19 protein-coding genes and 1 riboswitch are annotated in these 20,258 nt (G+C 73.6%); of the genes, 6 read left to right on the top strand and 13 right to left on the bottom strand.

From position 1 onward, the window contains the following. Positions 1-24: 24 nt before the first annotated feature. From AA0005_RS11175 to AA0005_RS11145, 7 genes are all read right to left on the bottom strand, one after another. Positions 25-807, bottom strand: a complete 783-nt coding sequence (locus AA0005_RS11175) for an energy-coupling factor transporter transmembrane component T family protein (RefSeq protein ID WP_413450246.1) — start codon at positions 805-807, stop codon at positions 25-27. Then, positions 804-2,468, bottom strand: a complete 1,665-nt coding sequence (locus tag AA0005_RS11170; RefSeq protein WP_413450245.1) for an ABC transporter ATP-binding protein — start codon at positions 2,466-2,468, stop codon at positions 804-806. Before AA0005_RS11170 ends, AA0005_RS11175 begins: the two co-directional genes overlap by 4 nt. Continuing rightward, the gene (locus tag AA0005_RS11165; RefSeq protein WP_413450244.1) at positions 2,461-3,078 is read right to left on the bottom strand and encodes an ECF transporter S component; all 618 of its coding nucleotides are present in this window, start codon (positions 3,076-3,078) and stop codon (positions 2,461-2,463) included. The genes AA0005_RS11170 and AA0005_RS11165 overlap by 8 nt, the downstream gene beginning before the upstream one ends. Beyond that, positions 3,075-3,737 carry a YkoF family thiamine/hydroxymethylpyrimidine-binding protein gene (locus AA0005_RS11160; protein ID WP_413450243.1) on the bottom strand — a complete coding sequence of 221 codons (663 nt, stop codon included), beginning with the start codon at positions 3,735-3,737 and terminating at the stop codon, positions 3,075-3,077. The genes AA0005_RS11165 and AA0005_RS11160 overlap by 4 nt, the downstream gene beginning before the upstream one ends. A gap of 48 nt (positions 3,738-3,785) precedes the next feature. Then, positions 3,786-3,893, bottom strand: a riboswitch (TPP riboswitch). A gap of 12 nt (positions 3,894-3,905) precedes the next feature. Further along, positions 3,906-5,354 (bottom strand): alanine/glycine:cation symporter family protein, encoded by a 1,449-nt coding sequence (locus tag AA0005_RS11155; protein ID WP_413450242.1) that lies wholly within the window; start codon positions 5,352-5,354, stop codon positions 3,906-3,908. A 91-nt stretch (positions 5,355-5,445) separates the two neighbouring features. After that, a complete protein-coding gene (locus AA0005_RS11150; protein WP_413450241.1) occupies positions 5,446-6,204 on the bottom strand; it encodes a TSUP family transporter in 759 nt (252 codons plus the stop codon). A 46-nt stretch (positions 6,205-6,250) separates the two neighbouring features. Then, positions 6,251-7,705: a protein adenylyltransferase SelO gene (locus AA0005_RS11145; protein WP_413450240.1), complete on the bottom strand. Its 1,455-nt coding sequence runs from the start codon at positions 7,703-7,705 to the stop codon at positions 6,251-6,253. A 173-nt stretch (positions 7,706-7,878) separates the two neighbouring features. On the opposite strand from AA0005_RS11145, the gene AA0005_RS11140 reads away from it, so the two are divergent. The 4 genes from AA0005_RS11140 to AA0005_RS11125 all read left to right on the top strand — a co-directional run bounded on the left by AA0005_RS11140 (position 7,879) and on the right by AA0005_RS11125 (position 12,389). Next, complete coding sequence (locus tag AA0005_RS11140) at positions 7,879-9,243, top strand: substrate-binding domain-containing protein (protein ID WP_413450239.1); 1,365 nt, start codon at positions 7,879-7,881, stop codon at positions 9,241-9,243. Then, positions 9,243-10,040: a DUF429 domain-containing protein gene (locus AA0005_RS11135; protein ID WP_413450238.1), complete on the top strand. Its 798-nt coding sequence runs from the start codon at positions 9,243-9,245 to the stop codon at positions 10,038-10,040. The genes AA0005_RS11140 and AA0005_RS11135 overlap by 1 nt, the downstream gene beginning before the upstream one ends. A gap of 58 nt (positions 10,041-10,098) precedes the next feature. Next, the gene (locus tag AA0005_RS11130) at positions 10,099-11,505 is read left to right on the top strand and encodes a DUF222 domain-containing protein (protein WP_413450237.1); all 1,407 of its coding nucleotides are present in this window, start codon (positions 10,099-10,101) and stop codon (positions 11,503-11,505) included. A gap of 74 nt (positions 11,506-11,579) precedes the next feature. Next, positions 11,580-12,389, top strand: coding sequence for a hypothetical protein (locus AA0005_RS11125; RefSeq protein ID WP_413450236.1), 810 nt, complete (start codon positions 11,580-11,582; stop codon positions 12,387-12,389). A 3-nt stretch (positions 12,390-12,392) separates the two neighbouring features. On the opposite strand, the gene AA0005_RS11120 is transcribed toward AA0005_RS11125, so the two are convergent. The 4 genes from AA0005_RS11120 to AA0005_RS11105 are packed head-to-tail and all read right to left on the bottom strand — an operon-like array spanning position 12,393 to position 16,038. After that, positions 12,393-13,166: a FadR/GntR family transcriptional regulator gene (locus AA0005_RS11120; protein WP_413450235.1), complete on the bottom strand. Its 774-nt coding sequence runs from the start codon at positions 13,164-13,166 to the stop codon at positions 12,393-12,395. Positions 13,167-13,193: 27 nt separating this feature from the next. After that, positions 13,194-14,159, bottom strand: a complete 966-nt coding sequence (locus AA0005_RS11115; protein ID WP_413450234.1) for an ABC transporter substrate-binding protein — start codon at positions 14,157-14,159, stop codon at positions 13,194-13,196. 11 nt (positions 14,160-14,170) lie between these two features. Then, positions 14,171-14,977, bottom strand: coding sequence for an ABC transporter ATP-binding protein (locus AA0005_RS11110; RefSeq protein ID WP_413450233.1), 807 nt, complete (start codon positions 14,975-14,977; stop codon positions 14,171-14,173). After that, positions 14,974-16,038, bottom strand: a complete 1,065-nt coding sequence (locus tag AA0005_RS11105; protein WP_413450232.1) for a FecCD family ABC transporter permease — start codon at positions 16,036-16,038, stop codon at positions 14,974-14,976. Before AA0005_RS11105 ends, AA0005_RS11110 begins: the two co-directional genes overlap by 4 nt. A 233-nt stretch (positions 16,039-16,271) precedes the next feature. Between AA0005_RS11105 and AA0005_RS11100 the strand changes: the two genes are divergently transcribed. Together AA0005_RS11100 and hemQ are read left to right on the top strand one after the other, a co-directional pair. After that, positions 16,272-17,372 (top strand): ferrochelatase, encoded by a 1,101-nt coding sequence (locus AA0005_RS11100; RefSeq protein WP_413450231.1) that lies wholly within the window; start codon positions 16,272-16,274, stop codon positions 17,370-17,372. A gap of 29 nt (positions 17,373-17,401) precedes the next feature. Next, positions 17,402-18,085, top strand: a complete 684-nt coding sequence (gene hemQ, locus AA0005_RS11095; protein WP_413450230.1) for a hydrogen peroxide-dependent heme synthase — start codon at positions 17,402-17,404, stop codon at positions 18,083-18,085. Here the strand turns inward: hemQ and AA0005_RS11090 are convergent, their stop codons facing one another. Both AA0005_RS11090 and AA0005_RS11085 read right to left on the bottom strand, forming a co-directional pair. Continuing rightward, on the bottom strand, positions 18,086-19,831 hold the full coding sequence (locus AA0005_RS11090) for a SulP family inorganic anion transporter (RefSeq protein WP_413450229.1): 1,746 nt from the start codon (positions 19,829-19,831) through the stop codon (positions 18,086-18,088). It lies immediately after the preceding gene. Next, positions 19,828-20,172 (bottom strand): ArsR/SmtB family transcription factor, encoded by a 345-nt coding sequence (locus AA0005_RS11085; RefSeq protein ID WP_413450228.1) that lies wholly within the window; start codon positions 20,170-20,172, stop codon positions 19,828-19,830. Before AA0005_RS11085 ends, AA0005_RS11090 begins: the two co-directional genes overlap by 4 nt. Positions 20,173-20,258 lie beyond the last annotated feature (86 nt).

Raw genomic sequence — 20,258 nt, 5'->3', positions numbered from 1 at the left:
AGGCCGGCAGCTGCGCGGCCCGGCTCAGCCCGTCAGGGCCGCCGGACCGCGCAGCACGCCCAGCCACCCACTGCCCAGGAGCACCAGCGCCACGACGGCGAGCACGGACGCGGCCAGCGCCCAGTCCGCCGGGGTGACGTGGACCGGCCGCCAGGTCGTGCGCGGGTGCAGGCCCAGGCCGCGGGACTCCAGGGCCTGGGCCATCCGCTCGCCGCGTCGCACGCTCACGACGAGCAGCGAGAACACCACCCGGGCGAGATGACGCGGCCCGCGCGGGGGTCCGCCGCCGCGGCGGAGCGGTGCTCGCACGGCGTGGGCCTGCTGGATGGTCGCCCACTCACGAGGCATGTCCTGGAGCAGCCGGTGCCCGGCAAGCACCGCGTAGGCCACGCGGGGGCTGAGCCGGGCGTTCTGCCGGAGGCTGTGCATGAGCGCGACGGCATCCGTCGAGACCAGGAACCCGATCGCCAGCACCCCGACCAGCAGGGTGCGCACCGCGAGCGCGGCGCCCACGGTGAGTCCCTCGGTCGTCACCCGGAGCACGCCCGCCTGCCAGAGGATCTCCCCGGGGCGGCTGAGGGCGTTGACGACGAGCACGCCCAGCGCGAAGGCAGCGAAGGGCACGTGTGCCACCAGGAGCGTCCGTGGTCCGGTGCGGGTCGAGGCTGCCACGCCGGTGAGGGCGAGCAGGTACAGCACGGCCGGGGTCCACGGGTCGAGCACGAACATCACGACGAAGGAGATGACGACGACGAGCCCGAGCTTGACCGTCGGGTTGCGGCGCTCCAGCGCCGGGATCGTGCTCACCGCGCCACCCCGGCCGGCGCCGGGCGGTCGATGCCCACGGCCGCGTCCAGGTTCGCCAGCACGCGCCGGACCGCCGGTCCGTCGCGCACCTCCTCCACCAGCCACGTGACGAGGGGCGGCAGCACGAGGCCGCCCCGCCGGCGGACCTCCGGGTCACGCAGCACCGGGATGGTCGGGCCGTCGGCGACCACGGTGCCCTCACCGAGCACGACGACGCGGTCGGCCAGGCCGAGCACCGTCCTCAGGTCGTGGCTGGAGACGACGACGGCGCGTCCCTCGGCAGCGGCGTCACGGAGCGCGGACGCCGTGGCGACGGTGTCCCGGCGGTCGAGGCCCAGCGTGGGTTCGTCGGCGAACAGGCAGGGACGGTCGTGGGCGAGCATGGCGGCGAGGCTGAGCCGCCGCTTCTCCCCTCCGGAGAGCCGGAAGGGGCTCTGCTCCGCCAGGTGCTCGAGCCGGTGGCGGCGGAGCTGACGGCGGACGGTGTCCTCGGCGGGGCCGGGTAGGCCGTGACCGACCTCCTCGGCGACCGTGTGCGCGACGAACTGGTGCTCCGCATTCTGGAAGACCATGCCGGCGCGCGGGCCCTCGACCCCGCCGGCCGCGGGCGGGAGGAGGCCGGCCAGGGTGAGGAGGAGGGTGGTCTTGCCGCTGCCGTTGCGTCCGAGCAGGGCGACGACCTCACCGGCGTGGAGCGTGAGGTCGACCCCGGTGAGGACGTTGGTGCCGGTATGCCGCGAGACGGCGAGGCCGGTGGCACGCAGCACGGGTTCCCGCGGGGCGGCGCGGGCAGCGGCGGCTGCGCCGTCGGGATCCTCCTGCGCGAGGCGCTCGAGCAGCGCCCGGTTGGCGGGCAGGCCGCCGGCGAGGCCGCCGACTGCCCGCAGCTCCGACGCAAGCGGCAGCCAGCAGCCCGCCCGCAGCAGCTCGACCGCGTTCTCGTCGAGGACCCGGTCCGTGGGGCCGTCCGCGACCAGCCGGCCGCCCTCGTCGACGACGACGGCGCGTGCGGGCAGCGTGCCTCCGTCCCCGGCGAGGTCGTCGAGCCGGTGCTCGACGACGACCACCGTCGTGTCGCCGGGCGCGGTCGCGGCGGCCAGGGCGCCGCGGACGTCGGCGACGCCGGCCGCGTCGAGCATCGACGTCGGCTCGTCCAGCAGGAGCACGTCCGGCTCGGTGACCAGTGCCGCCGCGAGGGCCACCCGCTGGGACTCCCCGCCGGACAGTTCCCCGGTCGCCCGTTCGCGCAGCTGGGCCGCACCCACGACGCGCAGCGCCGCCTCGATCCGCTCGTCGATGGCCGCCGGCTCGACGGCATGGTTCTCCAGGGGCAGGGCCAGCTCCTGCTCGACCGTCGGCAGGCACACCGCGGCCGTCGGGTCCTGGGCGACGACCCCCACGTGGCGGGACAGCTCGACGACGCTCGTTTCCGTCGTGCGGGTGCCGCAGGTCGCGACCGTCCCCGAGAGCTGTGCGGCGACGGTGTGGGGGACCACGCCGGTGATGCAGTGCAGGAGCGTCGACTTCCCCGAGCCTGAGGGCCCCAGCAGCAGGACGTGCTCACCGGCGGCTACCCGCAGACTGATCTCCTCCAGCACCGGCGCGGTCCGGCGCGGGACGCGGACCGTGACGTCCGCGAGCACGACGGCGTCCTCAGCCACGGGTGGCCTCCTCCCGGCCGATCGCGAAGTTGTCGACGACGCCCGTCCGGGCCAGTGCGTCGACGATCACCTTGGCAAGCAGGCCGCCGAGCGCGACCCCCGAGACGAGCTGGAGGACGAGGCGCAGGGCGAGGATGTCCTGCCCGTACCAACCGGAGCGGAAGGCCGAGTAGAAGAAGACGAGCCCCGCGCCGAGCAGTCCCGACACGGCGAAGACGGTCCACCCGAACCTGCGGTAGCGGGTCGCGGCGAAGGCGAGCTCGCTGCCCAGGCCCTGGATCGCGGCCGCGACGACGAGCGTGGGCCCGACCGGCGAGCCGAGGAAGATCACCTCGACCACGGAGGCGATGACCTCCGCGGCCACCCCCGCGAGGGGGCGCCGGACGATCGCGATGACGATCGGCGCGACGAGCAGCCACCCGCCGAAGAGGACGTGCTGCGCGAGGTCGCCGGCCGGGCCCATGAGCACGGCGAGGCCGTTCCACGCCTGGACCAGGGCCCAGTACACGAAGCCGAAGACGACCCCGAGCACGACCATGAGCATGAGGTCCTTGAGCTCCCAGAACGGCTTTCGTGGCCGGACCGGTGCCGGCAGCGGTGCGCCGGTCACCGGGCCGCCGCCGCGCTCGGGGAGCCGACCGACACGGTGAGGTGGGAGACGACGTGCGGCACCTGGGCACCGACCTGCGCCCACGCGTCGACGGCGGTGGCCAGCACCTCGGCGACGTCGCCGCTCAGCCTCGTGGCGTAGTGCGCGGCGGACGCCGCGGTCCCGCGGCGCTGGGCGGCAGCGATGGCCGCCTCGATGTGCGCCATGTGGTCGCCGTCGCCATCGCCGCCGTCGAGCAGCGGGTACAGGGACCACTGGGCGACGGCGGCCACCCCGGTCGGCTCGACGCTCACCGGCTCCGGGCTCGGCAGGCTCGTGACGCGCAGGTCGCAGGTCCGCTCGCCCGGGCAGCCGCGGGAGAGCAGGACGTGGGCGACGACGTGCCCCCCGCCGCTGAGGCGGGAGGCCCCGGCGACGACGGCGGCGAGGTAGCGCACGAGGCGCTCCTCGGCCGGCGCCTCCGTAGCCCCGACGTAGGTGCTCACGTCGTCGGTCTCGAGGACCAGCCCGTCGGTGAGGCCGGCCTGCTCGGCGTCCTCGAGCGCGCCGAGGATGACGGGGACGAAGTCGTCGCAGTGGGGGTGGATGCTGAAGCGGGCGCCGATCCCGAGCTGCTCGGGCGCGGCGGTCGGCTGGGTCGTGCTCTGGGTGGTGGTCATCGTGGGCCCTCTCAGGCCCCAGGGGTACCTCGAAGCCCTGGCGGCGCCACGCCGACAGGTGCCCTGCTCCCTACGCCGGTACGAACCGGATCAGGTTGACGGGTCTGCGGACGTTCCGCACTCTCAGCGCCGTGTGGCGCTCCCCGGGGGTCGGGGCGAGTCTAGCGCTCAGCGGACGACCGTGTCGACATCGTCGGCGAAGGGGCTCGGGGAGAAGGCGCGCACCTCGTCGGTGGTGGCGCTGAGCTGCGGGTCGTTGGCCAGGTAGTTCTTCGTCTCCCGCGCCACCAGCCCGGAGAGGATGACGAGGCCGATGAGGTTGGGGATGGCCATGAGGCCGTTCATGACGTCGGAGAAGTTCCACACCACCTCGAGGGATACCGTGCAGCCGATGTAGACGACGAGCGAGAAGACCACGCGGTAGGGCATGACGCCGCGGCGCCCCACGAGCCGCTCGATGCAGCGCTCCCCGTAGTAGGCCCAGCCGAGCACGGTGGAGAAGGCGAACATCGACAGGGCGATGGTGACGATGTAGTGGCCCCAGTCGCCGGGCAGGCCGTGGGTGAAGGCCTCGCCCGTCATCGTGGCCGCGCCCTCCTCACCGGTGTCCCACACGCCGGTCGTGACGATGACCAGGCCCGTGAAGGTGACGACGACGATCGTGTCGATGAAGGTCTGGGTCATCGACACGAGCGCCTGACGCACCGGGTGGGAGGTCTTGGCCGCCGCGGCCGCGATCGCCGCCGAGCCCATGCCGGACTCGTTGGAGAACATGCCGCGGGCGGCGCCCATCTGGACCGCGATGATGATCGTCGAGCCGACGAAGCCGCCGGTGGCTGCCGTGCCGGAGAAGGCGTCGGTGAAGATGAGGGCGATCGCCGCGGGCAGGTCGGCGACGTTGACGATGAGGATGAACAGCGCCCCGAGGACGTAGGAGACGATCATGATCGGCACGAAGCCGGCGGTCACCTTGCCGATCGACTTGATGCCGCCGACGAGGACGACGAGCGCGAAGACGCTGAGGACGACGCCGGTCACCCACGGCGGGACGCCGAAGGAGCGGTCGAGGTTGCCCGCGACCGAGTTGCCCTGGGTCATGTTCCCGATGCCGAAGGAGGCGATGATCGCCGCGATCGTGAACGCGAGACCCAGCACCTTGCCCAGCGGGCCGCGGATGCCGCGCTCGAGGTAGTACTGCGGGCCGCCGGACTTCTCGCCGGCCGCGTCGGTGCGCCGGTAGTAGACGCCGAGGAAGGCCTCGGTGTACTTCGAGGCCATGCCGACGAGGCCGGTGACCCACATCCAGAACAGCGCACCGGGCCCGCCGATGGCGATGGCCGTGGCGACACCGACGATGTTGCCGGTCCCGACGGTCGCGGCCAGGGCGGTGGTGAGCGCCTGGAACTGGGAGACGTCGCCGTCGTCGGCTCCGACGTCGCGGCGCTTGATGATGCCGAGGCGGAGGGCGGCGCCGAGCTTGCGGAACTGCAGGCCGCGCAGCCGGATCGAGAGGAAGAGACCGACGCCGAAGAGCAGCGGGATGAGCACGAAGGGTCCCCACACCACCCCGGAGACGTCCCCGAAGAACTGGCTGAGGTCCTCGCCGAGCTGGTCCATGTGGTCTCCCCGGGTGTCGTGCGGCAGTGGCTGGGCGCCACTGTGCCACGGGTCACAGACATCGGTGGTCAACTTCGCCGGGCGAGTTGCGTCAGGTGACGGCCAGGACGCCCCGCACGAGGGTCGCCGTGGCACCGAGGACGACGACGGCGACGGCGACCCGCCGGCCCGTCGCCGGGGTGACGTGGCGGGCCACCCGGCCACCGACGAGGACGCCCAGCGGGACGGAGGCGACGGCGGCGACGACGAGCGGCCACTGCGGCAGACCGGCGGCGCCCGAGGCGGCACCGATGAGCGTCTTGGTCGCGAGGGAGACCACGCCCATCGTGAGGAAGACGGGCTGGAGCGTCGCGGCGAAGGCCCGCTGCGCCCACCGGGTGGCCTGGGCGTAGAGCAGCACGGCGGGCCCACCGACGCCGACGGCCGTGTTGAGGAAGCCGCCGGTGAGCCCGGCGACGGGCGCGGCGGCGCGGCCGAGGTCGGGCAGCTGCCAGGACAGTGCCATCGGGGCGAGCGCGAGCAGCAGCGCTGCACCGATGACGACCTCCAGCCACCCGGCGTCGACGGCGCCGACGAGCAGCGCCGCGGGGACGGAGCCGATGACGATCGTCGGCGCGATGCGCCAGAAGCGGGGCCAGTCGATGTCGCGGCGCATGACGACGGCGAGCGCGAGCGCCGAGACGACCGTCGTGACGTTGGTCAGCATGACGCCCGCGACCGGGCCGATGAGCAGGACGAAGGTGGGGGAGACGACCAGTCCGGTGCCCATGCCGCTCGTGCGCTGGAGGACGGCGCCGAGCACGACGGCGCCGAGCACGGCCGCCAGCACCCACAGGTCCACGTCGCTCATCCTCACCGCCCGCGCCGCCCTGCCGTGCAGGCTCGCCGCGCGGACCTCAGGTGCCGCAGTAGGTGATGAACGGCGTGTCGGGCTCCGCGGGCTCGGTGTACCGCTCGAGACCGGGCCGCTCCTCGTAGGGGCGCGTGACGACGTCGAGCAGCTCGCGGACGGGGCCGAGGTCCCCGGCGGTCGCGGCGTCCAGCGCCTCCTCGACGAGGTGGTTGCGCGGTATGTAGACCGGGTTGTGGCTCGCCATGAGCGCGGGGTCCGGGTTCGCGGCCCGCCACTGCTCGAGCCACCGGCCCAGGCGGGCGTCGAACCCGGGCAGCTCGCGGACCGGGCCCGAGTCGCCGCGGGCGGCCGCTGTGAGGGCGCGGAAGAAGGTCGTGTGGTCCGGACGGGCGGCCACGAGGAGCGCGGTGAGGTCGGTGGCCAGCCGGTCCGCGCCGTCGTCGTCCTCCGCGAGCCCGAGCTTGGCCCGCATGCCCGCCGTCCATGCGGCGCTGTACCGGGCGGGGAAGGTGTTGACGAGGTCGGTGAGGAGGCGGACGGCCTCGTCGTCGTCGGTGTGGACGAGGGGGAGGAGCGCCTCGGCGAGGCGGGCGAGGTTCCACTGGGCGACGGCCGGCTGGTTGCCGTAGGCGTAGCGGCCGCGGGCGTCGATCGAGCTGAAGACGGTGGCCGGGTCGACGGCCTCCATGAAGGCGCACGGCCCGTAGTCGATGGTCTCCCCGGAGATCGTCATGTTGTCGGTGTTCATGACGCCGTGGACGAAGCCGACGAGCATCCAATGCGCGACGAGCGCCGCCTGGGTGCCGACGACGGCCTCGACGAGCGCAAGGTACGGGTTCTCCGCCACGGCGGCGTGCGGGTGGTGGCGCGCGATCGCGTGGTCGGCGAGGCGGCGCAGGAGCTCGTGGTCGCCGGTGGCGCGCGCGTACTGGAAGGTGCCCACGCGCAGGTGGCTGGCGGCGACGCGCGCGAGCACCGCACCGGGCAGCAGCGTCTCGCGCCGCACCGTGGCACCCGTGGCGACGACGGCGAGAGAGCGGGTGGTCGGCACGCCGAGCGCGTGCATGGCCTCGCTGACGACGTACTCGCGCAGCATCGGGCCGACGGCGGCGTACCCGTCACCGCCGCGGGCGAAGGGCGTGGGGCCCGAGCCCTTGAGGTGGAGGTCGCGCAGCCGGCCGCTCGTGTCGGTGAGCTCGCCGAGCAGGAGGGCGCGGCCGTCACCGAGGCGGGGGGAGTAGGAGCCGAACTGGTGGCCGGCGTAGGCCATGGCCACCGGGGTGGCCCCGGCGGGTACGCGGGTCCCGACGAGCAGGCCGGTGCCCTCCTCGCTGCGCAGCTCGTCCAGGTCGAGGCCCAGCTCGGTGGCGAGCGGCTCGTTGAGGAAGAGCAGCGCGGGGCTCGGGGCGTCCGCCGCCCGCCAGGGCACGGCGAGCTCGGGCAGCTCGCGGGCGAAGCGGTCGCCCAGACGGTGGCCGGCGGGGGCGGTGGTGCTCATCGTTCGACGATACGGCGGGCCGGGAGCCTTCGCTGTTCGGGACCCTGGCCCCGGCGTCGTGCAGCCGATGTGTGCTACGAAGCAAAGCTGCGTCAGTCTCCCCGCGATGACGACGAAGTTGAGTGCGGGTGAGTGGTTTTACCGCCTGGTGCGACGACGGGTACCCCCGGCCGATGCTGTGCCGGCCGGCATGGCTCGACCTGGGCGGGGAGTGGCAGTTCGCCCCCGACCCCGAGGAGATCGGCACCCAGCGCGGCTGGCACCGTGACGACCACCCCTTCGCGCACACCATCCAGGTCCCCTTCCCGCCCGGCAGCGAGCTGTCCGGCGTCGCCGCCGAGCACGCCGTCGACGTCGTCTGGTACCGCCGGACGGTCACGGCCGAGGAGCTCGCCCACCTCGCCGACGGCGACGTCCTCCTCCTCCACTTCGAGGCCGTCGACTACCGGGCCGACGTGTGGGTCGACGGGCAGCACGCCGCCTCTCACGAAGGTGGCTTCACGCCCTTCACCGTCCAGCTGGAGCGCGGCACCGAGCCGGTCACCGTCGTCGTCCGCGCGGAGGACCGGCGCGAGGACCTCAGCCAGCCGCGCGGCAAGCAGGACTGGCGCGAGACGGCCCACGGCATCTGGTACGAGCGTTCCAACGGGATCTGGCGCGACGTGTGGATGGAGGCCGTCCCGCGCGCCCACGTCTCCGAGCTGCGCTGGGACAGCGATCTCGACGCCGCCACCGTCCGCTGCGAGCTCACCTTCTCCGGCTGGCTCGCCCCGGGGGCTACGGCCTCCGTCGACCTCGCGCTCGACGGCGCACCGCTCACCCGGGCGGAGGTCGCCGTCTCCGGCCCGACGGCGGAGGTCACCCTCCACCTGCCGGAGCTGCGCAACCGCATGGAGTGGCCCGGGCTCGTGTGGAGCCCGGAGACGCCGACGCTGCTCGACGCCACCGTCCGCCTGCGCACCCAGGCGGCGACCGACGAGGTCGTCTCCTACGTGGGACTGCGGAAGGTCGACGTCGAGGGCCAGTACCTGCGCGTCAACGACCGCCCCACCTACGTGCGCGCCGTCCTCGACCAGGGGTACTGGGCGCAGAGCTACCTCACCCCGCCCTCGCCCGACGCGCTGCGGGTGGACCTCCAGCTGAGCAAGGACCTCGGCTTCAACACCGTGCGCATCCACCAGCGCGTCCCCGACCGCCGCTTCCTCACCTGGGCCGACCGCCTCGGCCTCGAGGAGCTGAGCCGCGGGCCGCTCCCGGACGCCGTCGCCTGCATGAACGACCTCCTCGCCTTCGGCACGCTGCGCGCCTGCGCCGAGCTCGGGATCGACGTCCCGGGCCGCCTCCTCGTCACCGGCTGGGACGACATCGCGCTCAGCCGCTTCTCGGTGCCGTCGATCACCACGGTGTCGCCGGACAAGAGCGCGATCGCGCAGCAGGCGGTCGACGGCCTGCTCGGGCTCATCGACGGCGACGACGTCAACCTGGCCGACGTCGTCGTGCCGCACTCGCTCGTGGTGCGGGAGTCGACGGGGCGATAGTGCATATCGGCATCGACCTCGCGTGGAGCACGCGACGGCGCACCGGTCTGGCTACCGTGGACGCCTCGGGCGCGCTCGTCGCGTCCGGCAGCGCTGTCTCCGACGTCGAGATCGACGAGTGGCTGGCGACCCTGCCCGCCGCCGTCGTCAACGTCGCGATCGACGCGCCGCTCGTCGTCCCCAACCAGACCGGCATGCGCGCGTGCGAGCGGCTGGTCGGGCGGGTCTACGGCCGGTACGACGCGAGCGGCCACGCCAGCAACCGGTCGATCGCGTACTTCGACCCGCCGCGGGCGTGGAGTCTGGCGACGCGGCACGGGTGGGCGACCGACCCGGCCCACCGCGCGACCCCCGAGCGCCCCGGCGCGATCGAGGTGTACCCGCACGCGGCCATGGTCGGGCTCTTCGAGCTCGGCCGGATCCTCAAGTACAAGAGCGGTCCGGTCATGACGCGGCGCGAGGCGCTGCTCGAGCTGCTGCGGCTCATGGAGGGAATCGCGGCCCTTGACCTGCCGGCCAACGAGCGGTGGCGCGAGGTGCGGTGGGCCGTCGAGGAGGCCACGCGGCCGATGCATCTCGACCGGGTCGAGGACGAGGTCGACGCCGTCATGTGCGCGTACCTGGCCTGGCTCTGGCACCACGAGCCGCAGTCGCTGCACGTGTTCGGTGACACGGACAGCGGGTGCATCGTCGCGCCGCCGTCTCCGACGCATCCGGCGACGCCTCGAGTGACGGTCACGCGTTCTCATGACGGCGACCCCACCGGCTCACTACGGGTGTCGCCGAACATGTGGTGAGCAGTCGCTGTGCATCGGTCGAGGCCGAATGTCAGACCCTGTCTGTAACGTCGGTCACATGGACGACGACGGCGCAGCACCGGACGGTGGGAGGGGCACCACCCCTGCCGGCAGCGTGCCGTCAGGCCCGCTCACCGTGGCGGCGCTCGAGTCGTGGCGGGCGGTGCTGGGCGAGGTCGACCGAGCGGTGACCGACACCGAGCGCGTCGACCTGCTGCGTGCCCTCGAGGAGCTGAAGTCGGCGGCGTGCGCCGCCCAGGCGCGGCTGGCGGTCGACCTCGACGCGTCCCAGCGTGCGGAGCAGGCGAGGGGCGGTGTCCCGCTGTCCCGACGGGGTGCCGGCGTTGGTGCCCAGGTGGCGCTGGCACGCCGCGAGTCCCCGCACCGGGGCGGGCGGCTCCTCGGGCTGGCCAAGGCGCTGGTCGTCGAGATGCCGCACACCTACCGCGCCCTGCAGGAGGGTCGGCTCAGCGAGTGGCGGGCCACGCTGCTCGTGCGCGAGTCGGCCTGCCTTTCCGTCGCCGACCGGACGGCTTTCGACTCCGAGCTTGCCGCGGACCCGCAGCAGCTGGAGGGCCTGGGGGACCGGCAGCTCGTCGCCCGGGCCAAGCAGGTGGCCTACCGCCTCGACGCGGCGTCCGTGGTTCGCCGGGCGCGGAAGGCCGAGGCGGAACGGTGCGTCACCCTGCGCCCGGCCCCGGACACGATGAGCTACCTCACCGGTCTGCTGCCCGTGGCGCAGGGGGTGGCCGTGCTCGCCGCCCTCACCGCGGCCGCGAACACCGCCCGCGCCCAGGGAGACTCGCGCAGCCGCGGACAGGTCATGGCCGACACCCTCGTCGAGCGCGTCACCGGGCAGGCCACCGCGGACGACGTGCCGGTGGAGGTCCAGCTCGTCATGACCGAGCGCGCGCTGCTCGCCGGGGAGGACGAGCCCGCCCACGTCCCCGGCTACGGCACCGTGCCCGCCGGCTGGGCGCGGCGCCTGGTGGCACGTCGCCTGGGCGGCGCGCGGATCGCCGGGCGCACGGGCGTGTGGCTGCGCAGGCTCTTCACCGCCCCGAGCACCGGCCAGCTGGTCCAGATGGACTCCCGGCGCCGCGCCGTCCCACCGGGGCTGGCCCGCTTCATCGCCGCCCGCGACCAGACGTGCAGGACCTCGTGGTGCGACGCGACGGTACGGCACGTCGACCACGTGACCCCGTGGGCCGAAGGTGGCCGGACCAGTGCCGAGGACCTCCAGGGCTACTGCGAGGCCTGCAACTACGCCAAGCAGGCGCCCGGCTGGCGCACCCGCGCGGGGCCCCCGGACGAGCAGTCGGGCCACACCGTGGAAACCACCACACCCACCGGGCACCGGTACCGCTCCCGGGCACCGGCGCTCCCCGGACACACCAGCAGCACGCACGAGTCCGGCGGCAGCCCAGCTGAGCGCTACCTGCTCGACATCTCCCGGGTCGCCTGAGGATGCCTCAAGAAGGCCGCCGGTGTGCCGATCGGAACGGTGCGACCGACCGCTCGGCGAGGAGAGACGAGATCATGAGCAGTACCCCAGACGGCCAGCAGCCCGAGCCCTACCTCCCCGTCACGCCTCCCGGGTCCGTCCCGCCGCCGCCCTACGGCACCGCGCCGTCGTCCTCGTACGCACCGCCGGCCGGCCCCGGCTACCAGGCCGCCTACCCCACGGCGCCCGGTGCCCCGCAGCCGCCGCGGCGCGGCATGAAGGGCTGGCAGGTGGCCGCGGTCGCCGCGACCACGGGCGTCATCGGACTCGTCGCCGGGATCGGCATCGGCAGCGCCGGTGAGGACCCGGCACCCGCCGCCGAGCCCACCCCGATCGCGCGCACCGACGAGCCGACCAGCGCCCCCGCCGAGGACGCCGCCACGGAGGAGCCCACCGAGGCCGCGACCGAGGACGCCCCCGCCGGCGAGCAGGGCACCCGCGGTGCGCCCTACCCCGTGGGCACGCCCGTGACCGACGGCGAGTGGGACGTGACGCTCGGCGTGCCGCGCGAGGCGTGGGCGGAGATCCAGGCCGAGAACCAGTTCAACGAGCCCCCGGCCGAGGGCATGGCCTACTACCTCGTCCCGGTGACCGCCACCTACGTCGGCGACGAGACCGGCCTGCCGTGGATGGACCTGTCCGTCCAGTTCGTCGGCAGCGACGCGCGCACCTACACCGACAGCTGCGGCGTCATCCCCGGCGACCTCATGGACGTCGACGAGCTCTACGAGGGCGGCACCGCCGAGGGCAACGTCTGCGTCACGGTGCCCACCGGCGCGGACGGCCTGTGGACCCTGAGCACCGGCTGGGGCGGCAACACCGTCTTCTTCTCTGCAGCCGGCTGAGCCTCAGGTCCGCTCGCGCTCCTGCGCCCGCGCCGCCGCGATCCGCTCCACGTCCACCGGGGAGCGGCGCAGCGGCGGGATGATCTCGTCGTCGGGAGTGATGATGACGAGGTCGTTGTCCATGTGGTCGGCCATGGCGTGCACGGCGTCGATGAAGTCACCCCGGCGGACGGCGTCGACGATCCGCTCGTGCTCCACCTGCATCGAGTGCGCGTCGCCTGCGTGGGTGAGGCGCTCGACGTGGCCGGGCTCGGCGAGCTTCTCGGTGATCCCCGCGTACAGCGAGGCGAGGAGTCGGTTCTTCGCGGCGTCGAAGAGGAGGTAGTGGAAGCGCGAGGCGAGCTCGACGGTCGTCTCCTGGGAGCCCAGCGCCGGGCAGTGCCCCTCGCGCAGCGACTGCGCGACCGAGGCCTCGAGCGCCGCGACGTCCTCCGCCGTCCGGTGCAGCGCGGCCTGCTGCGCCGCCTCGACCTCCAGGGCGCGGCGGTAGCTGAGCAGCTCCTCCAGCGTGTAGGCGGTGAGGAACTCCGAGAGGACGGCGCTCGTCGGCGCGCTGGAGCGCACGAAGGTGCCGCGCCCGGGCAGGGTCTCGAGCATGCCGATGCTGGCGAGCGACCGGACGGCCTCGCGAATGGTCGAGCGGCCCACGCCGAGGGTCTCGGCGAGCTCGGGCTCGATCGGGATGCGCGTGCCGACCTCCCACGTGCCGGTGGTGATCTGCCGGCGGAGGTAGGCCAGCGTGGTGCGGGCGCGCTCGGTGCCGCTGCTGGTGACCATTGCTCGAGTATATGAAGGGGTCGTCGCTCAGCCGGCGAGCCACTCGACGATCTGCTCGCGCCCCGAGACGGTCCCCGACAGGCCCAGCGCCTGCACCTCGCGGCCCTCGAGAAGGAGGACCTCGTGCTCGGCGACGGCGGGCAGGCCGGCCACGGCCGGGTTGTCCAGCAGCGGGCGGAAGATCGAGTCGCCCGAGCCGTTCATGTCGATGAGGAGGATGCGGTCGGGCTCCGCGGCGAGCACCTGCTCCGCCGAGATCGGCCCGGTCCGGACCATGCCCAGGGCCTCGCTGGCGTCCTGCGCGCCGGCCAGGCGCAGCACCTCGAGCGGGAATGCGCCGCCGGCGGTGACGAACGGACGCCCGGCCTGGTTGCTCAGCACGAGCACGCGCGGCCCGTCCGCGGCGGACTCGTCCGCCAGACCGGTGCTCAGCTCCTCGACCAGGGCGGCCGCGGCGTCCTCCACGCCCAGCGCCTCACCGACGAGGGCGACGTTCGTCGTCATGTCCTCGACGCTGGCCCACGTGTTCGGCAGGGTGAGCACCGGGATGCCGGCGCTCTCGAGAACCTGCCCCACGCCGGCCTCCAGTCCGTGACGGTCGTTGAGGACGACGAGGTCGGGAGCCGCGGCGATGACCGCCTCGGCGTCGATGCTGCTCTCGCTGGCCACGTGGTTCTCGACGGCGGCCATCTCCTCCGGGTGGTTCGACAGCACCGGGTTGGTGGCCTGCTCGGGAACCATGACGAGGCGGTCGGCGGCACCGAGCTCGGCGACGACCGAGGCGGTCTCGTAGGTGAGCGCGGCGACCCGCTGGGGCTCACTGTCGAGGGTGACCTCGTCAGCGGGCAGCTCGCGCCCGGCCGGGACCTGGACGGTGCGGGGGAAGGCGGCCGCGCCGTCGTCGTCCGCGGTGGGGGACTCCGAGGGGGAGGCGGTCGAGCACGCGCCGAGCGTGAGCAGGAGGGCGAGCAGAAGGAGCAGACGGTGACGCAACGGGCGTCCTCTCAGTGACGTGCCGCGACGGGGCGCTGGCTGGTGTAGGTGGTGGCCGTCGGGCAGGACGGCCGGACGAGGCTGAGGGTGGGGGAGCCGCCGGGCGAGGTGAAGACCTCGACGGTGACGCCGTAGACGCGGCGGATGAGCGCGGCGGTGATGACCTCGTCGGGTGCCCCGAGGGTCACGCTGCCCTCGGCGATGACGGCGACGCGGTCGGCCCAGCGCAGCGCCTGGGTGAGGTCGTGCATCGTGACGACCACGACGTGCCCGGCGTTCGCGTGCTCGCGCAGCACGTGCATGACCGTGAGCTGGTGGCCCAGGTCGAGGGCGGAGGTGGGCTCGTCGAGGAGCATGACGGGCGCCGCCTGCGCGACGACGCGCGCCACCTGGACGAGCTGGCGCTCACCGCCGGACAGGTGCGCGTAGCTGCGGTCGGCGAGGTGGCCGATCTCGAGGCGCTCGAGCGCCGCCGCCGAGCGCTGCTCGGTCGGTCCCGCCTCGGGGGTGGCGAGCGCACCGACGGCGACGACGTCGCGCACCCGCAGCTCGTTGGGCGCGTAGCTGTCCTGCGTCATGTAGGACAGCACCTGGGCCAGGCGGCGCGGGCGCATGCGGTGCAGGTTCTCGTCGCCGTAGCGGACGGTGCCGCTCGAGCGCACCCCGTTGCCGACGACGGCGGAGAGCAGGCTGGACTTGCCGGTCCCGTTGGGGCCGACGAGCCCGAGCAGCGTGCCCGGTGTGACGGTGGCGTCGACGGGCGCGAACAGCGGCCGGCCGCGGTGGGCGACGAGGCCGTCGAGGACGAGGTCGCTCATGCCCGCCTCCGCGACAGCAGGAGGGCGAGGAACACCGGCGCGCCGATGACGGCGCACACGGCGCCGGTCTGGACGACGAAGGACACCGAGGCGGCCCGCGCGACCGTGTCCGCGAGGACGAGGAACAGCGCCCCGCAGACCACCGAGATCGGCAGCAGCAGCGCGTGCTTGGCGCCGATGACGAGCCGTACCGCGTGCGGCACGACGAGCCCGACGAAGCTGATGACGCCGGAGACGGCGACGGCGGCGCCGGTGACGAGGGAGGCGACGAGGAGGAGGACGAGCCGGGTGCGGTGGACGTCGTAGCCGGAGGTGGCGGCGACGTCGTCGCCCAGGAGCAGCGCGTCCAGCGCCCGCACGCGGGTGAGGAGGAGGGCGAGGCCGACGAGGACCGGCGCGGCGGCCATCGCGGCGTGGGTCCAGGTGCGCAGCTCGAGGTCGCCGGCGAGCCAGAACACCGCGCCGCGCGCGAGGGCGTCGTCCTCGGCGTTGGCGACGAGGACGGAGATGATGGCGCCGGCGAAGGCGTTGATCGAGACGCCGACGAGGATGAGCGTGTAGGTGCTCGCGCCCCGGTTGGCCTGGAGCACCGCCTGGAGGATGAGGGCGACGGCGAGGCTGCCGGCGAAGGCCGCGACCGGCACGCCCCACTGGAGGGAGCCGCCCAGGCCCAGCGTGATGCCCGCGACCGCGCCCACGGCCGCGCCGGATGAGACGCCGGTGACGCCCGGGTCGGCCAGCGGGTTGCGGAACACCGCCTGCATGACGACGCCGACCCCGGCCAACGCCCCGCCCACGAGCATCCCGACGACGATCCGCGGCAGCCGGATCGACCACACGACCGTGCCCACCTGCCCCTCACCGGGGGCGAACACGGCGCGCACCGCCTCGACGGGGTCGAGCCGCAGCGTCCCGAGGCTCACGCTGAGCAGCGCGGCGACGACGAGGGCGAGGACGGCGCCGCCCGCCAGCCACAGGGCGCGGCGCGGGGCCGGCCGGTGAGATGCGGGGGAGGAGCTGACCGGTGGCGCCGTCGTCGGCGGCGTGGCCAGCTGCGTCATGAGGGCACCTTCGAGCTGTGTCGGGAAAAGGGACAACTCAACCTGACACATCGACTTCATCAGATCAAGCAGTTCATCTGATGAGGGGGCGAGTCGTGGCGAACGCCTCAGTCGCGGGCCTACGTGGCGCGGGCGTCGGTGCCGCGTGACGTGGGCGACACCGGGGGAGGGGTGACTTCATCTGATGTTACGGTGATGGCCGTTTGCGACGCCGTACCGAGGAGCCCTCCACCATGTCCCAGTCCTCCGCAGCCCCCTACGACGCCCTGCTGGTGTGCTCCTTCGGCGGGCCGAACGCCAACGAGGACGTCGTGCCCTTCCTCCGCAACGTCGTGCGCGGCAAGGGGGTGCCGGACGAGCGGCTCGAGCAGGTCGGTGAGCACTACTTCCACTTCGGCGGCAAGAGCCCGATCAACGAGCAGAACCTCGCCCTGCGCGCCGCCCTCGAGGCCGAGCTGCGCGAGCGTGGCATCGACCTGCCGGTGCTGTGGGGCAACCGCAACTGGCACCCCTACACGGTCGACACCCTGCGCGACGCCGTCGCCTTCGGTGCGCGCCGCATCCTCGTCCTCGTCACCAGCGCCTACGCCTCCTACTCTGGCAGCCGCCAGTACCGCGAGCACCTGGCCGCCGCGGTGAGCGAGCTCGGCGTCGAGGGCGAGGGCCTCGAGATCGACATGCTCCGCCCCTTCTTCAACGACCCCGGCTTCGTCGACGCGAACACCGAGGCCGTGCTGGCCGCGATCGAGCAGCTGCCCGCCGGTGAGGGCGTCCACGTCGCCTACGTCACGCACTCGATCCCCGACACCATGCAGGACGCCTCCGCCGTCACCGGCCCGGGCTACCGCGAGCAGCACGAGGACGTCCGCAGCGTCATCGACGCCACGCTGCGCGAGCGCGGCCTCGACGTCACCTCCTCCCTGTCCTACTGCTCCCGCTCGGGGGACCCCCGCACGCCGTGGCTCGAGCCGGACATCAACGACCACCTCGAGGAGCTTGCCGCCCAGGACGTCAAGCGCGTCGTCATCGCCCCCATCGGCTTCATCTCCGACCACATGGAGGTGGCCTGGGACCTGGACACCGAGGCGATGGAGACCGCCCGCGAGCACGGCATGGACGCCACCCGCGCCGCGACGGCGGGCACCGCTCCCGTCTTCGTCTCCGGACTCGTCGACCTCGTCCTCGAGCGCGCCTCCCGCGAGCGCGGGGAGGAGCCGGCGGTGGTCGTCCGCGGCGAGCTGCCCGCCTTCCCCGACGTCGCCCCTCCCGGCAGTTGCCGCATGCGCCACGGTGAGGTCACCGGCATCCCCGTCCTCGCCGGCACTGCCGACTGATTCCCCTTCTACGTCAGGAGCACCGATCCATGAGCACCCCCCAGCCGCAGAGCGCCTACGTCATGTACAGCGTCTTCCGGGCGATCCACCCGCTGCCCGAGGAGGGCGACGTGCGCGCCGGCCTCGTGCGTGAGGCGCTCACCGCGCTGGAGGGCGTGCCGGGCCTCACGATCCGCGGCTGGTACGACGTCGCCGGCTTCCGGGCCGACGCCGACCTCATGGTGTGGTGGTGGGCCGAGGACGTCGAGGCCGTGCAGGAGGCCTACCACCGGCTGCTGGCCAGCGAGCTGGGTGCGGCGCTGGAGCCGGTGTGGTCCCAGGTGGGCACGCACCGCCCGGCGGAGTTCAACCGCGGGCACCTGCCCTCCTTCATCATGGGCGAGGAGCCCAAGGGCTTCCTCTGCGTCTACCCCTTCGTGCGCAGCTACGAGTGGTATCTGCTGCCTCCGGAGGAGCGCAGCACCATGCTGCGCGACCACGGCATGGCGGCCCGCGACTACGCGGACGTGCGGGCCAACACGATCTCCGCCTTCGCGCTGGGCGACTACGAGTGGCTGCTCGGCTTCGAGGCCGACGACCTCGGCCGCATCGTCGACCTCATGCGCGACCTGCGCGCCACCGAGGCCCGCCGCCACGTCCGCGAGGAGGTCCCCTTCTTCACCGGACCGCGCCGCGAGCTCGGCGAGATCGTCGAGAAGCTGCCCCGCGCCTGATCAGCGCGCCGCCGCGGCGGTGTCCGTGCCGCACTCGAGCACGGCGCCGCCGCGGACCTCGTAGCGCACGTGGTTACGCGCGTGGGCGACGGCGGCCGGCAGGTCGGCGAAGTAGTGGCCCTCGTCCCCGAGGGCGTCGAGCACGCCGACGGCGGCGGACATTCGCAGCTGCTGCGCGTCCAGCCCCTTGAGCAGCACGGTGATCCCGCGGCGGCGCAGGTCGGTGATGATCTCGGCCAGCGCATGGGCTCCCGAGGCGTCCATGACGCGCACCTCGCGCAGGACGAGGATGATGACGCGCACGTCCTTGACCGTCGTCATCTCGTCGAGGAAGCGCTTGGTGCCCCCGAAGAAGAGGGCGCCGCGGAAGTGGTAGACGGCCACCTGCTCGTGGAGGAGCGCGTCCTCCTCCTCGGCCGCCAGCTCCGGCGGGAGGTCGCGCCGGGTGAGTCCGGAGACGCGCGCCATCGCCCGCAGCGCGAGCAGTGCGGCGACGGCGACACCGACTTGCACCGCGACGATGAGGTCGAAGGCGATCGTCACGACGACGGTGGACAGGTAGACGACGGCGTCGGCCCGGGTGGCGCGCAGGATCGCGCGCCCGGTCCGCAGGTCGATCATCCGGACGGCGGTGACGACGAGGACGCCCGCCAGCGCCGACATCGGGATGAGCGCGACGACGGGCGTGAGCAGCAGGACGATGATGACGAGCACGACGGCGTGGCTCGCGCTGGCCACGCGGGTGCGCGCGCCGGCGCGGACGTTGACGGCGGTGCGCGCGATCGCGCCGGTCGCCGGCATGCCGCCGAACAGGCCGCTGGCGACGTTGGCCAGCCCCTGGCCCACGAGCTCACGGTTGGCGTCGGTGTCGGGCACGGTCTCGACCATGCCGTCTGCTACCCGCGCCGAGAGCAGGCTCTCCAGCGCCGCGAGGGCGGCGATCGCCATCGCGGCGGGCAGCATGGTCGCCAGCGCCGCCGAGTCCCACGCCGGCACCTGGAAGGAGGGCAGCGCATCGGGCAGCGCGCCGATCCGTGCGACGTCGAGCGAGGTGAGCTCGACGACCACCGTGGCGACGGCGACGGCGATGAGCGAGGCCGGCAGCGACCGCCGCAGCCGCGTGAGCAGCACCATGAGGACGACGACGCCGAGCGTCACCGCCAGCGGCGCGACGGCGCGCTGCCAGTCGGTGACCCGCAGGGTCTCCACGGCCGCCGCCGTCGCGTTCTCCACCTGCGGGCGCTCGGTGTCCAGGGCGAGCGGCACCTGCTGGAGGAGGATGATGACGCCGATCCCCAGCGTGAAGCCCTCGACGACGGGCCAGGGGATGACGGACACGAGCCGCCCCATCCCCACGAGCCCCATGACGACGACGAGGACGCCGGCGAGGATCGACAGCGCGAAGACCGCCTCGGTCCCGTAGCGCGCGACGACCGGGATGAGGACGACGGTCATCGCCCCGGTGGGCCCGGAGACCTGGAGGTGGGAGCCGCCCAGCACGGCGGCGACGAAGCCGGCGACGATGGCGGTGACGAGGCCGGCCGCCGCCCCGACACCGGACGCGACGCCGAAGCCGAGGGCGAGCGGGAGCGCGACGACGCCGACGGTCACCCCGGCGACGAGATCAGCGCGCCAGGAGCGGGACAGGCCGGCGTAGTCGGAGCGGCGGGGCAGCGTGAGGTGGCCGACGTAGCGTGCGGCCGAGCGCCAGGTTGGGCGCGGGGCGAGGGGAGTGGGGCCGCTCATCGTGCCTCCCCGTCCTCCCCGAGCGCGTCGGTCGTCCGGTCGAGCGAGCCGAGGAGGAAGGTGCGTGCGGCGTCGAGCATGGTCGCCAGGGAGCCGTCGACCAGGCTGTAGGTGACGGTGTTGCCCTGGCGGGACTTGGCCACCACCCCGGCGCGGCGCAGCACCGTGAGGTGCTGGGACAGGTGGGAGGCCTCGATGCCGATCTCCTGGAGGAGGGTGCTGACCGGCTGGTCGCCCTCGCTGAGCAGCTCGAGCGCCCTGATCCGCACCGGGTGCCCGAGCGCCTTGAAGAGCTCGGCCTTCAGGGCGTAGACGGGCAGGTCGATGGAACGGGCGGGCACGTGTCCTCCGGGTCGAAGCGAGTTGGTGACTTGATGAAGTTATCAAGTCGCGTACCTGAAAGCCAGGGTTGACGGCGGCTCGTACA

The sequence above is a fragment of the Georgenia phoenicis genome (genome assembly GCF_047302425.1).
Classification (GTDB): Bacteria; Actinomycetota; Actinomycetes; order Actinomycetales; family Actinomycetaceae; genus Oceanitalea.
This window is presented reverse-complemented; position numbering and strand designations above follow the sequence as displayed.